Here is a 12,305-nt window from a genome sequence, read left to right on the forward strand (position 1 = left end):
TATAAGAACAATTCCCGGAGGCCAGCATGAACGTTTCCCTTACGCCCAGTGACACCGCCCTGCAAACCGTCAAACTGTTGATCGACGGCGAGTGGGTCGAATCCCAGTCCAGCGAATGGCACGACATCGTCAACCCGGCCACCCAGCAGGTGTTGGCGAAGGTTCCGTTCGCCACGGCATCGGAAGTCGATGCCGCCATCGCCGCCGCCCAGCGTGCTTTCCAGACCTGGAAACTGACGCCCATCGGCGCGCGGATGCGCATCATGCTCAAGCTCCAGGCGTTGATTCGCGAGCATTCCAAACGTATCGCCGTCGTCCTCAGCGCCGAACAGGGCAAAACCATCGCGGATGCCGAGGGTGATATTTTCCGTGGGCTGGAAGTGGTCGAGCACGCGTGTTCCATCGGCACCCTGCAAATGGGCGAGTTTGCCGAGAACGTTGCCGGTGGCGTGGATACCTACACGTTGCGTCAGCCGATTGGTGTGTGCGCGGGCATTACCCCGTTCAACTTCCCGGCGATGATTCCGCTGTGGATGTTCCCGATGGCCATCGCCTGCGGCAACACCTTCGTGCTCAAACCGTCGGAACAGGACCCACTGTCGACCATGCTGCTGGTGGAGCTGGCCATCGAGGCTGGCGTGCCTGCGGGCGTGCTCAATGTGGTGCATGGTGGCAAGGACGTGGTAGATGCGCTGTGCACTCACAAGGACATCAAGGCGGTTTCCTTCGTCGGCTCGACCGCCGTCGGCACCCACGTGTATGACCTGGCGGGTCGCCATGGCAAGCGCGTGCAGTCGATGATGGGCGCCAAGAACCATGCGGTGGTGTTGCCGGACGCCAATCGCGAACAAACCCTCAACGCCCTGGTCGGGGCCGGTTTCGGCGCGGCGGGCCAGCGTTGCATGGCCACCTCCGTGGTGGTGCTGGTGGGCGCTGCCAAGCAATGGCTACCGGAGATCAAGGCCCTGGCGCAGAAGCTCAAGGTCAACGCGGGCAGCGAGCCGGGCACAGACGTCGGCCCGGTGATTTCGAAGCGGGCCAAGGCGCGGATCCTTGAGTTGATCGAGAGTGGCGTGAAAGAAGGTGCCAAGCTGGAACTCGACGGCCGTGACATCCGTGTGCCGGGTTTTGAGCAGGGCAACTTCGTTGGTCCGACCCTGTTTTCCGGCGTGACCACCGACATGCGTATCTACACCGAAGAAATCTTCGGCCCGGTGCTGGTGGTGCTGGAAGTCGACACCCTGGCCGAGGCGATTGCCCTGGTCAACGCCAACCCGTTTGGCAATGGCACGGGCCTGTTCACCCAGAGCGGTGCGGCGGCGCGCAAATTCCAGAGCGAAATCGATGTCGGCCAAGTGGGGATCAACATCCCGATTCCAGTGCCGGTGCCGTTTTTCAGCTTCACTGGCTCCCGGGGTTCGAAACTCGGCGATCTCGGCCCGTACGGCAAACAAGTGGTGCAGTTCTACACTCAAACCAAGACCGTTACCGCGCGCTGGTTCGACGATGACAGCGTCAACGACGGTGTGAACACCACCATCAATCTGCGTTAAGGAGCCGGACATGAACATCGCATTTATCGGCCTTGGCAACATGGGCGCCCCCATGGCGCGCAACCTGCTCAAGGCCGGCCATTCGCTGAACCTGTTCGACCTGAATCAGACGGTGTTGGCCGAGTTGGCAGCTTTGGGCGGCACCATCAGCGCCTCGCCTCGTGACGCGGCCCAGGGTGCTGCGCTGGTGATCACTATGCTGCCAGCCGCCGCGCATGTGCGCAGCGTCTGGCTGGGTGAAGATGGTGTGCTGGCGGGCATTGCCGCCGGCACGCCAGCGGTGGATTGCAGCACCATCGACCCACAGACCGCTCGCGATGTCGCCGCCGCTGCCGCCAGGCAAGGCGTGGCGATGGCCGACGCCCCCGTCTCGGGCGGCACCGGCGGTGCGGCGGCCGGCACGTTGACCTTCATGGTCGGTGCCACGGCCGAGCTGTTCGCCACCTTGCAACCGGTACTGGCGCAAATGGGCCGTAACATCGTGTATTGCGGCGAAGTCGGCACCGGGCAGATCGCCAAGATCTGCAACAACCTGCTGCTGGGGATTTCCATGGTGGGCGTCAGCGAAGCCATGGCCCTGGGCGATGCGCTGGGGATCGACACCCAGGTGTTGGCGGGCATCATCAACAGTTCAACGGGCCGTTGCTGGAGCTCGGACACCTACAACCCATGGCCCGGCGTGATCGAAACGGCGCCAGCTTCTCGCGGCTATACCGGTGGTTTCGGTGCGGACCTGATGCTCAAGGATTTGGGCCTTGCCACCGAAGCCGCGCGGCAGGTCCATCAGCCGGTGGTGCTGGGGGCGGTGGCCCAGCAGTTGTACCAGGCGATGAGCCAGCGGGGTGAGGGAGGCAAGGATTTTTCGGCGATCGTTAACAGCTATCGCAAGCCTCAATAACACGTGGGCATTGAGCGAAGCGCTCCTCTGCGGCGATGTGCGGATTGAACCGGTCAGACGCGGCGTAAGCCGCGTTTGTGGTTAAAGATTGCGTTGCCGCCGCAGGAAATAAAAGAGTTGGGCAAGATTAGCGAAGCTGTAATAAACCCTATTTAATATATGGACTCGTCCTGAACATTTCTGATTTTTCATATATATGAAACGTCGTGAGTAATAACGAGTTGTTATAGTTGTGGTGCCTTGACAGAAGAAACTTGTTGCACAATACTCGCGGCTCAGGACGAGCACTACTTATCAAGGAGCGATACCCATGCCCTCGCAGGAAACATGCGTACTTACGACTGCCGGCCTTAAAAAGTTGGCCCTGAATCAGGAATGTCGGGACGCCTTCAGCAAAGACTCGTTGTTCTTCAGGTTATTTGAGCAGGCCGCTCACCGCTATATCATTTCCTCGGATCGAGCAGGGCTTACTGACAAGCTGCAGTTGCTCCGCGCCAAAGGCTATCAACTCGGCGTGGAATATGTCGGCGAGGAGAACCATGACCCGCGCGTTGTACAGTCCTTCGTTGATGAATACCTCGCCGCTATCCAGTCTTTCTCAAAGGCTGGATTAACTCCGCAATTGGGCTTCGATTTAAGTGCAGTGGGAATGCTCATTTCCCAGGAAACTGCCTATCACAATGCCACTACCCTTTTGTCGGCTGCCGCAGAACATAATATTTCCGTAATGATCAGCATGGAGCACTCTTCGGCGGTCGATAAGATCCTGGAAGTGTATTCCAAGTTGGCACCTGATCACGCCAATGTCGGCCTCACCGTACAAGCACACTTGCATCGAACGATTGATGATTTACCTGCAATCATTGGTTATGGTCGTAAGATTAGATTGGTCAAGGGCGTCTATAACGAAGCCCGTGAAATAGCCCTCCCCCGGGGTGCCGAGCTGGATGAGCGTTACTTGAATTTACTCGCCGCCATCCTCGAGGCCAGGGTTCCGGTCAGTTGCGCCACGCAGGATCCCAACCTGATCAAGCGCATTTTCGACCAGGGTTACCATTCGCAGATCCAAGAACTGGAAATGCTCCACGGTGTGCAACCCGAGACATTGCGCAAAGCCAAAGAGGCGGGGCTGGCTTGTCGTATCGCGGCGGTTTATGGCGACAGCTGGTACCTGCATTTTCTGCATCGACTCGCGGAGTCGCCCGAGAACGTTCTTGAAGCCCTGGCGGACTTCTACGACCCCTCTCGCATTGTCTTTGGCGCAGGTTACTAACGGAGCAACTCATGTTTATCGATCTCAGAAGCGATACGGTGACCAAGCCAACGGAAGGCATGCGCAAGGCGATTTACCAGGCAGAAGTGGGTGATGATTGCTTCGGTGAAGACCCGACCGTGCGTGCGCTGGAGGAGTACTGTGCCACCTACTTCCAGAAGGAAGCGGCGCTGTTCACCGCGGGCGGCACCTTGAGCAACCAGTTGGCAATCAAGGCCCTGACTAACCCGGGCGACGAGATATTCCTGGACGCCTCGTACCACATCAATTTCTATGAGTCCGCCTCGACGTCGGCCTTTTCAGGGGTCAACTTTTCACTTTCCAACCACGACAACGGCCTGTTCGACGTCAGCGACCTGGAAAAGCTCCATGCCTCCAAATGCCGCTGGAGCCAGAACTATGCGCTGCCACGGGTGGTGGTGATTGAAAACACACTCGGGTGTAAAGGCGGTGCAGTCTTTCCTTTGCAGCAAATGAACGATGTCTTTATGTATGCCAAGGATATCGGTGCCTATCGTTATCTCGACGGTGCCCGGATTCTCCATGCGTCGATTGCTTCCGGCATTGACGTGACGTCCTACACCGACAACGCTGACCTCTTGTCCATGTGCCTGTCAAAAGGCCTGGGAGCACCGATCGGTTCGATCATGGTGGGCTCGCAGGAACTGATACTGCGCGCCAAGAAATACCGCAAATGGTTCGGCGGCGACCTGCACCAGGCCGGCATGATGGCGGCGGCCGGGCTTTATGCGATGCAAAACCACATCGAGCGGCTGGTCGAAGACCATGAGCACGCGGCATTGCTGTACCGGTTGCTCAACGACATCGACGAGGCGCCGGCACGCTACAAGGGCACCAACATGGTCACTCTGGACATTGCCTCGCTGGGCATTGCCCCGGTGCAGTTCGCAGCTCATTTGCGCGAGAAAGGCGTGGGCGGCTTGCCATATAACGCCAGGGAAATGCGCTTCATGCCGCATATCAACATTACCCGCGACGATATCTATAAAGCCGTTGGTATTATCAAGGATACCGTCCGGGAACTCAGTCAGGCCCGGGAGGCGGTCAAGTGATCTATAAGAAAAACATCGTGTTGGTCGTGGACGCCTACTCGACCGGCAGCCTTATCGCGCCCGCGTTCATTTCCCGTGGGTTTGAATGCGTCCACCTGCGTTCCACCGCCAGTGTCAACGAGTTCTACAAATCCTGGTTCCGTCCGGCCGACTTTATCAAGGATATTCTGTACAGCTCGGACGCCGAGCTGCGTCAGGCGTTGTCCGAGTATTCCGTGCAGTTCGTCCTGGCCGGTTGCGAGTTTGGCGTCGAACTGACTGCTCATCTGGCCGGCGTATTCAATGTTCCACGCCGTAATGACCCGGCCCACGCCATTCGTTGGCGCGACAAATTTGAAATGCATGAAGCCCTGCAGCGCTCTGGCGTGCGCTCGATCAAACATTTCAAATCGGATTCGCTGGTAGCGATTCAGGACTGGATAAAAGAGCAGAAAATCCTGCCCGTGGTATTGAAGCCGATCAAAAGTGCCGGCTCCGATAATATTCATATCTGCACGCAGGAAAGCCAGGTTGCACAGGCTTTCGAGGTGATCAAGTCGAGCCGCAATCTTTTTCTCGAAAGCAACGAGGAAATTCTGGTCCAGCAGTATCTGAATAATTCGGACTTCAAGTCCGAATTGTCGGCGAGCAAATCCAGTGATGTGGACATTGAATACTGCGTTAACACCGTGAGTGTCGACGGCCAGCATTATGTCAGCGAAATCATCCGGGTGTACCGCACCCGAATCGGTGATTCGCCCGTGCATGACTACAACCAACTGATGTGTCCGGTGGACAATGCCGATGTCTACAGTCGTCTGTCGCACTACATTTTTTCCGTGCTTGATGCACTTGGCATCCGGCAGGGCGTTGGCCACAGTGAACTGATGATTGTCGATGATGAACCGGTGTTGCTTGAAACAGCGGCACGCATGCCCGGTGGTATTGACCTGTCGGCCTATACGCGGGCCCTGGGGCATAACCAGTTGAGCCTGTGGATCGATTCGCTGGTCAACCCCCAGTCCTTTTTCGATTACCGTCAACGACCGAGAAACAGGCTCTACTTCCATTCCAGTTGTGTGTTTCTGATCGCTCGACAGGCTGGGCCGATCAAGCAAGCGCCGAACCTCGCTCGGTGGAAAACGATCCCTGGGGTACACAGCATCAAGATCCAGGATGAGGGTACGCTCAAGGAAACCGTTTCCCTGGAAAACTGCCCGGGGCATGTGTTCATTCTCGACAGCGACCGTGCGGCTATTCAGAAAAGCATCGAGTTGCTGCGCGAGGACGAGCCCGGCATCTACCGGGAAATGCTGGCATGAACGACGTGCCAGGAGAGTTGGCGGTGCAGGGCGGGGTCAAGGTGTATACGAGGCCCGTGGTCCTGCTGCTGTCGGCGACGTTTATCCTGACCGTTGCCCGGGCGCTGGCGTTGCCTTATCTGGTGGTTTATTTCTCCCAGGCTTTTGGTCTGGGAGTCACTGATATCGGTCTGGTGGTGGGCGGCGCGTTGATCGTCAGTTCCCTCCTGGGTGTCTATGGCGGTTTCCTGGTGGACAGGTTTTCCAACTACCGGATCCTGCTCGGCGCCGCCACGCTGTTTGCCTTGGCCTTTGCCGTGGCGTATCAGGTCGCCAGTCTGGTGCCGTTCATCATCGCCATCGTGGTGGTCAATCTTGCCTATGCGGTGATCGATATCGCGGTGAAGTCGGGGATCGGTTTCCTGGTGACGGCGGACAAGCGGGGACGCGTGTTTTCCATGAAGTACACGCTGACCAATGTCGGTTATGCCATCGGGCCCTTCCTGGGAGTGCTGTGCGCGAAAATCAGTCCCGGCCTCCCGTTTGCGGTCTCGGCGCTGATTGGGGTGGCTTTTGTGGTGCTGTACAGCGTGGTGGGCGAGCGACTTCCCCGGGGCGAAAGCGTAGGGCGGCCTAATAACGATTTCGTCCGTGTGCTGGTCCACTTGGTGCGTAACTACAAGCTGGTCTGTTTCACCATCGGGGGCATTCTCAGTGCCGTCGTGTTTGGTCAGTTTACGGCCTACCTGTCGCAATACCTGATCGTGACCAGTACCCCGGAGAACACTTACACCATCATCAACTATCTGGTCACCACCAACGCTTGCGTGGTCATTGGTTTGCAATACATGGTCGGCTCCAGGATCAATCAGAGCAATCTGTTCCGGATGTTAATGCTGGGCATGCTGTTCTTCGTGATCGGTCTGATGGGCTTTTGTTACGCACAGACCCCGGTTGTCTGGGCCTTGGCGATGATCGTTTTCACCGTGGGCGAAATCATTATTATCCCGGTGGAATACCTGTTCATCGACTACATCGCCCCGGAGGATATGCGCGGCGTGTACTACGGTGCGCAAAACCTGTCCAACCTGGGAGCGGCGCTGGGGCCGGTGTTATGCGGTGTCGCGCTATCACTCTATGCACCTCAAGCCATGTTCTACCTGTTGTCCCTGTGTGTTGTCGTGGCCAGCGGGTTTTATTTCCTGGGTTCAAGAGGCGAGAGGTGATTGATGATTCACTTCAATACGGCGGGTTCGGGGCTTATGTCCAGCGAGACGCTGAGCCTGATGCAAGGTTATCTGCAGGAAGAGTTTGAGTCGGGAGCCTATGAAACCGAATTGAATCACGCCTCGGTCCTGGACGTTGAGGTCTATGACAACATTGCCCGGCTGCTGGGCGCCGATGCACGTAATGTGGCGCTTTTTGATGGCGCGACCAAGGCCTGGGTAACCGCGTTGGAGGCGTTGAGCTGGTCCGAAGGCGCCCGTGTCCTGGTCACGCCCTACGAGTACGCGGGCAACCTGATCGCACTGGCAACCTTGCAGCGACTGTACGGCGTGGTGGTTGAAGTGATGCCGCTGCTGGCCGATGGAAACCTCGATCTGCAATGGCTGGCCCGGCACATGAGCGCCGAGGTCAAGCTGGTCTCGATCGTCCATGTCCCTTCTTGCTGTGGCATCGTGAATGATATCGAGGCGGTGGGGCATATCTTGCGCGACTACCCCAGCCTGTATTTTGTCGATGCCTGCCAATCGGCCGGCATGCTGGCGCTGGACGTGCGCGCCGTTGGCTGCGATGTGTTGACGGCTGCGGGCAGAAAGTTCCTGTGCGGGCCGAGAGGAACGGGGTTTGCCTATCTATCCGATCGTTTCCTGGCCACCGTGCAGCCGCGTTTCACTGACTTGAGCCGGGCCACGGTTGATGCATCCGGGGCTGTCACGCGGGGGATTGAAGATGCCCGGGGTTTTGAATACGCCGAGCGTAACAATGCGGCCGTGGTGGGTTTGAACCAGGCGATCAAAGAGCGCTTGTCGAGCGCCTATGGGACGGAGTCCGAGCTCTATCAAACGCTGTTGCGCCGTCTGGCACAGACCCCCGGCGTCAACTTGATTGCGCCGGGTACTCACCGTCAGGGCATCATCGCGTTTACCCATGAGCGCTATTCGGCGACAGACATTGTCAGTCGTTTGCGCGCCCGGGGTGTCAATTGTTGGCCGGGATATGCTGCGCATACGCCGTACTTCATGTTGAAGCACGGGCCTGAGCGCTTTGTGCGCGTTTCAATTAATGCCAGGAATAGCCCCCGGGAGGTGGATGAGTTTATCTCGTTACTTTCCGAGTTATGAATGAACAAGCGTCGAACTGCAGTTAAATAAAAGTAAAAAGTCTATGTCGTGCGGTTTGTCGCAATGGAATGTGCATAGGGTGCTGGCAGGTGACCGTCTGCGGCAGTGGTCTGCACTAATTGTTTGGAAAAATAATTAAGGCTGTACAGGCGTTTGCCGTCTGTATTTATCACTTCGAGTTACGAAAGGGAATTTCGATGAACGATGTCAACAGGTTTAACCCTTCTGCTGAACTAAGGCAGCGCTTGCGTCCTCTTTATAAAAAAGACAATTGGCACTGGCTGCTTGCTCTTTGCGCAGACTTGCTCGTCATGGCTTCGGCGGTATTTCTGGCCAGTCGCTATAACGTTCTGTATCCGCTGGCATTGCTGTTCATTGGTTCCCGGCAGCGGGCGTTGGCCTCGCTTCTGCACGAGGCGGCGCATATGACCCTGGCTCAAAACAAGACACTTAACAAATGGGTCGGTGAGTACCTGCTGGCCTATCCCATCTTCCAGGACTATGAAGCCTATCGTCGATCCCATGTGCAGATGCATCATCACCATTTGGGTGACCAGCAGAAGGACCCCGACCACCGTTTCTATATCGAGTCTGGCCTGTACCAGGCTCAGGACCGTCTGGATTTCCTGGTTCGCCATCTGTTCAGGAGCGTCACGCTGGTCAATACCTACAAGTATTTCCTCTACCTGGTAAAGAACCGTGCAGGGAGTATCTTGGCCAGTCCCTTACAGGGCGTGAAACTGCTGGCGGTGCATGGCGCAATCCTGCTGCTCTTCAGCTACTTCGTCGGCCCGTGGGGCTATGTTTTGTTCTGGTTGATCCCTTACTTCACGGTATTCCAGGTGATTGGCTGGCTCTCCGAGATTTCCGAGCACTTCGGCATGTTCGGTGTGTACGAGGATGAGGTAAAGCTGACGCGCAATCGTTTCCCGACGCTGATCGAACGATTGTTTATCGGCATGCATGGCGATAACTACCATCTGACGCACCACCTGTTTGCCGGCGTACCGTTCTGGAATCTGAAACAGACGCACCAGATATTGATGGAGGACGAGAGCTACGCGGCAGCCAATCGCGGCTGCGGCGGCATTTTCACCGCGAAAGGGGACGCCCGATCCAGTATCCATCAGATATTCGAGGCGTATCGAAGCGGTAAGATCAGCACCGTTAACGTGACGGCGTAGCGGGCGGGCCTATTGCGCTGTGCTCGGGGTTGCCTGTGAGCACAGCGCATCGGCCAAAGTCGTATCAGGGAGCGTCAGGCGAAGACGAAGTACTTACGCACAGTCTCGACCACTTCCCAGGTACCTTTCATGCCTGGCTCGATGACGAAGATGTCGCCGGCGCGCAGATGGATCGGTTCCATGCCTTCCGGGGTGATGATGCAGTAGCCTTCCTGGAAATGGCAGTATTCCCACTTCACATACTCCACATACCATTTGCCGGGTGTGCAGATCCAGGTGCCCATGATCTTACTGCCGTCTTCGCTGGTGTAGGCGTTGAGGTTGACGGTGTGCGGGTCGCCTTCGAGTTTTTCCCATTTGCAGGCGTCGAGTACGGGCAGCGGGTGGGTATCGCGCAGGACGGTGATGGGTGCGGTCATGTGAGCTCCGAAAGGGGCAGAAGAGAACAGGCACCCTAACGCGGCGCATGAGCGGATAGATGTCTGTACTCGACACTCGGCTATCCAGAAGCGCGCATCACCCGGCCAGATGCCGAGCCAGGGCCTTGGCGTAGGCCGGCAAACCTTCGAAGTTGCGGGCGCATAGCAGCAACGCCCGGTGTGCCCAGGCCTCCCGCAGCGGGACGCATTGATACGCAGGTTCGGGCGGGCGCCGGGCGATGGCCGCTTTCGGCACGATGGCGATGCCTGCGCCGTGGGCCACCATGCGAATCACCCCGTCGAAACCGTCGGCGCGAATGCGGATTTGCATGCGCAGGCCGGTGTGCAGCGCCTGTTCTTCGAGGTAGATGGCCAAGGCACTGGAAGCGTTCAGGCCGACATAATCGTGGCTGAGGGTTTCGCTGAAACTCAGCGCTCGGCCGTCAGCCAAAGGGTGTCCGGACGGTAGGATCAAGACCAGCGGATCGTCGCGAAACGGCCAGGTCTGAAGACCATCGGTATCGACCGCGTCGGAAACGATCCCCAGGTCCGCCGTGCCCTGACGCAACGCATGGGTGATTCGTGAGCTGGGCAATTCCTGCAGGTCGATATCCAGGTTGGAGTGGTCCTTGAGGAAACCGGCCAGCAGTTCGGGCAGGTATTCGGTCATGGCGCTGGTGTTGCACAACAGCCGTACCTGGCCTTTGACGCCCTGGGCGTACTCGGCCAGATCCTGTTGCAGGTGCTCGGCGTGTTGCAATAACACCCGGGCATGTTGCGCCAGGGCCTTGCCGGCCGGCGTGGGGGTGACGCCGCGCCGGCCGCGCTCAAGCAAGCCGATGCCCAGGGATGCCTCCATGGCGCGGATTCGCGCACTGGCCGCTGCCAGGGACAAATGACTGCGCGCCGCACCGGCAGTGATGTTGCCGGTGTCGAGGATGCTCAGGTAGAGGCGCAGGTCGGTGAAGTCGAAGTGCATGAGCGGGTGATCCTGTGCCGGTTTCTGTAGTGACTGATGCATCGCTATCGCGAGCAAGCTCGCTCCCACAGGGGATCGCATTTCAAATGTGGGAGCGAGCTTGCTCGCGATAGCATCGACAAGTTCTAAGCCTCTTGCTGAGAGAGAGGCACCCTCAGTATATGGCAGATATCCAACTCGCCTCGAAACGCTCACGATAGCGCCATGAATACACTCATCGCATTCTATCAAGACCTCGGGCTGGCCCTTTCCCTGCTGGTCATCGGCACCTTCCTGCTGGCCGGCACCATCAAGGGCGTGATTGGCCTCGGCCTGCCGACCATTTCCATGGGTTTGCTCGGGCTGGCTATGGCACCGACGCAGGCTGCGGCGCTGCTGATCATTCCGGCGACCCTGACCAACGTCTGGCAACTGGCTTTTGGCGGCCATCTGCAAACATTGGTCCGGCGTCTGTGGCCGCTGCTGCTGGCGATTTTCATCGGTACCGGCCTAGGTACGCTGTGGATCGGCATGACGGGAGGGGCCTGGGTGGTGCGGGCCTTGGGCGGGGCGTTGTTGCTGTATGCGCTGAGTGGGTTGTTCCTGCCAACGTTGCGGGTCGCTGCCCATGCTGAGTCCTGGCTGGCCCCGCTCTGCGGACTGCTCACCGGCATCATCACCTCAGCCACTGGTGTGTTCGTGATTCCGGCGGTGCCCTATCTGCAAGCCCTGGGCTTGAGCAAGGATGAACTGGTGCAAGCCCTGGGCCTGTCATTCACCGTTTCGACACTGGCGCTGGCGGCCGGCCTGCTGTGGCGCGGCGCACTGGGTGGTGGCGAATTGAGCGCTTCGATGCTGGCGCTGATACCGGCGCTGCTGGGGATGTGGCTGGGGCAATGGTTGCGTCAACGGATCAGCGCCGTGTTGTTCAAACGGGCATTTTTCATTGGCCTCGGCGTGCTCGGCGGCCATCTGCTGATCAGCGGCTAGCCGACGATGGGCTGAGCATGTCGACGCGGCGGATTTCGAAATCACGCTCCAGGTAATCCATGCGCTGCTCAAAGAACCGCTTCATGTGCGGCAGGTTCGAATGCACATCCAGGTGCGCCTGGGATGCCCAGATCTCATAGAAGATAAACAGCGTCGGGTCTTGCTGGTCCCGCAGCATGTGATATTCGATGCAGCCGGGCTCGGCTCGGCTTGGCTCGACATAGGCACGAAACAGCGCTTCGAAGGCTTCGGCTTTTTCCGGACGGGTCTTGGCGTGAAGGATGAAACCGTGCAATTGGCTCATGGGGCCTCCTGAAATAAAATTCAGGTGA

12 protein-coding genes are annotated in these 12,305 nt (G+C 58.1%); 9 read left to right on the forward strand and 3 right to left on the reverse strand.

The annotated features are described in order from the left end of the window. Positions 1–26 precede the first annotated feature (26 nt). The 8 genes from QNH97_RS03210 (at position 27) to gntB (ending at position 9,606) form a co-directional block, all read left to right on the forward strand. On the forward strand, positions 27–1,553 hold the full coding sequence (locus tag QNH97_RS03210; RefSeq protein WP_283555571.1) for a CoA-acylating methylmalonate-semialdehyde dehydrogenase: 1,527 nt from the start codon (positions 27–29) through the stop codon (positions 1,551–1,553). A 10-nt stretch (positions 1,554–1,563) separates the two neighbouring features. Next, positions 1,564–2,451, forward strand: a complete 888-nt coding sequence (gene mmsB, locus QNH97_RS03215) for a 3-hydroxyisobutyrate dehydrogenase (RefSeq protein ID WP_283555572.1) — start codon at positions 1,564–1,566, stop codon at positions 2,449–2,451. Between the two features lie 310 nt (positions 2,452–2,761). Further along, positions 2,762–3,724, forward strand: a complete 963-nt coding sequence (locus QNH97_RS03220; RefSeq protein ID WP_283555573.1) for a proline dehydrogenase family protein — start codon at positions 2,762–2,764, stop codon at positions 3,722–3,724. 11 nt (positions 3,725–3,735) lie between these two features. After that, positions 3,736–4,797, forward strand: a complete 1,062-nt coding sequence (locus QNH97_RS03225) for a threonine aldolase family protein (RefSeq protein WP_283555574.1) — start codon at positions 3,736–3,738, stop codon at positions 4,795–4,797. After that, positions 4,794–6,098, forward strand: a complete 1,305-nt coding sequence (locus QNH97_RS03230; protein WP_283555575.1) for a hypothetical protein — start codon at positions 4,794–4,796, stop codon at positions 6,096–6,098. The genes QNH97_RS03225 and QNH97_RS03230 overlap by 4 nt, the downstream gene beginning before the upstream one ends. Beyond that, the gene (locus QNH97_RS03235) at positions 6,095–7,303 is read left to right on the forward strand and encodes an MFS transporter (RefSeq protein WP_283555576.1); all 1,209 of its coding nucleotides are present in this window, start codon (positions 6,095–6,097) and stop codon (positions 7,301–7,303) included. The genes QNH97_RS03230 and QNH97_RS03235 overlap by 4 nt, the downstream gene beginning before the upstream one ends. 3 nt (positions 7,304–7,306) lie before the next feature. Continuing rightward, positions 7,307–8,422, forward strand: a complete 1,116-nt coding sequence (locus QNH97_RS03240) for an aminotransferase class V-fold PLP-dependent enzyme (RefSeq protein ID WP_283555577.1) — start codon at positions 7,307–7,309, stop codon at positions 8,420–8,422. A 197-nt stretch (positions 8,423–8,619) separates the two neighbouring features. After that, positions 8,620–9,606, forward strand: a complete 987-nt coding sequence (gene gntB, locus QNH97_RS03245; protein WP_283555578.1) for a guanitoxin biosynthesis L-arginine gamma (S) hydroxylase — start codon at positions 8,620–8,622, stop codon at positions 9,604–9,606. Between the two features lie 74 nt (positions 9,607–9,680). Here gntB and QNH97_RS03250 read toward each other — a convergent pair whose 3' ends face one another. Together QNH97_RS03250 and QNH97_RS03255 are read right to left on the reverse strand one after the other, a co-directional pair. Continuing rightward, positions 9,681–10,025 (reverse strand): cupin domain-containing protein, encoded by a 345-nt coding sequence (locus tag QNH97_RS03250; RefSeq protein ID WP_024781087.1) that lies wholly within the window; start codon positions 10,023–10,025, stop codon positions 9,681–9,683. A 97-nt stretch (positions 10,026–10,122) separates the two neighbouring features. Then, positions 10,123–11,004 carry a LysR substrate-binding domain-containing protein gene (locus tag QNH97_RS03255; RefSeq protein ID WP_283555579.1) on the reverse strand — a complete coding sequence of 294 codons (882 nt, stop codon included), beginning with the start codon at positions 11,002–11,004 and terminating at the stop codon, positions 10,123–10,125. Positions 11,005–11,208: 204 nt separating this feature from the next. On the opposite strand from QNH97_RS03255, the gene QNH97_RS03260 reads away from it, so the two are divergent. Next, positions 11,209–11,973 carry a sulfite exporter TauE/SafE family protein gene (locus tag QNH97_RS03260; RefSeq protein ID WP_283555580.1) on the forward strand — a complete coding sequence of 255 codons (765 nt, stop codon included), beginning with the start codon at positions 11,209–11,211 and terminating at the stop codon, positions 11,971–11,973. Here QNH97_RS03260 and QNH97_RS03265 read toward each other — a convergent pair. After that, a complete protein-coding gene (locus QNH97_RS03265; protein ID WP_283555581.1) occupies positions 11,963–12,277 on the reverse strand; it encodes a putative quinol monooxygenase in 315 nt (104 codons plus the stop codon). The two genes, QNH97_RS03260 and QNH97_RS03265, sit on opposite strands and share 11 nt — an antisense overlap. Positions 12,278–12,305 lie beyond the last annotated feature (28 nt).

Source organism: Pseudomonas sp. G2-4 (genome assembly GCF_030064125.1).
In the GTDB taxonomy this organism is placed as follows: domain Bacteria; phylum Pseudomonadota; class Gammaproteobacteria; order Pseudomonadales; family Pseudomonadaceae; genus Aquipseudomonas.

Coding starts and splice junctions, on each gene's coding strand:
- QNH97_RS03210 (WP_283555571.1), top strand. CDS start 27: ATGAACGTTTCCCTTACGCCCAGTGACACCGCCCTGCAAACCGTCAAA.
- mmsB (WP_283555572.1), top strand. CDS start 1,564: ATGAACATCGCATTTATCGGCCTTGGCAACATGGGCGCCCCCATGGCG.
- QNH97_RS03220 (WP_283555573.1), top strand. CDS start 2,762: ATGCCCTCGCAGGAAACATGCGTACTTACGACTGCCGGCCTTAAAAAG.
- QNH97_RS03225 (WP_283555574.1), top strand. CDS start 3,736: ATGTTTATCGATCTCAGAAGCGATACGGTGACCAAGCCAACGGAAGGC.
- QNH97_RS03235 (WP_283555576.1), top strand. CDS start 6,095: ATGAACGACGTGCCAGGAGAGTTGGCGGTGCAGGGCGGGGTCAAGGTG.
- QNH97_RS03240 (WP_283555577.1), top strand. CDS start 7,307: ATGATTCACTTCAATACGGCGGGTTCGGGGCTTATGTCCAGCGAGACG.
- gntB (WP_283555578.1), top strand. CDS start 8,620: ATGAACGATGTCAACAGGTTTAACCCTTCTGCTGAACTAAGGCAGCGC.
- QNH97_RS03250 (WP_024781087.1), bottom strand. CDS start 10,025: ATGACCGCACCCATCACCGTCCTGCGCGATACCCACCCGCTGCCCGTA.
- QNH97_RS03255 (WP_283555579.1), bottom strand. CDS start 11,004: ATGCACTTCGACTTCACCGACCTGCGCCTCTACCTGAGCATCCTCGAC.
- QNH97_RS03260 (WP_283555580.1), top strand. CDS start 11,209: ATGAATACACTCATCGCATTCTATCAAGACCTCGGGCTGGCCCTTTCC.
- QNH97_RS03265 (WP_283555581.1), bottom strand. CDS start 12,277: ATGAGCCAATTGCACGGTTTCATCCTTCACGCCAAGACCCGTCCGGAA.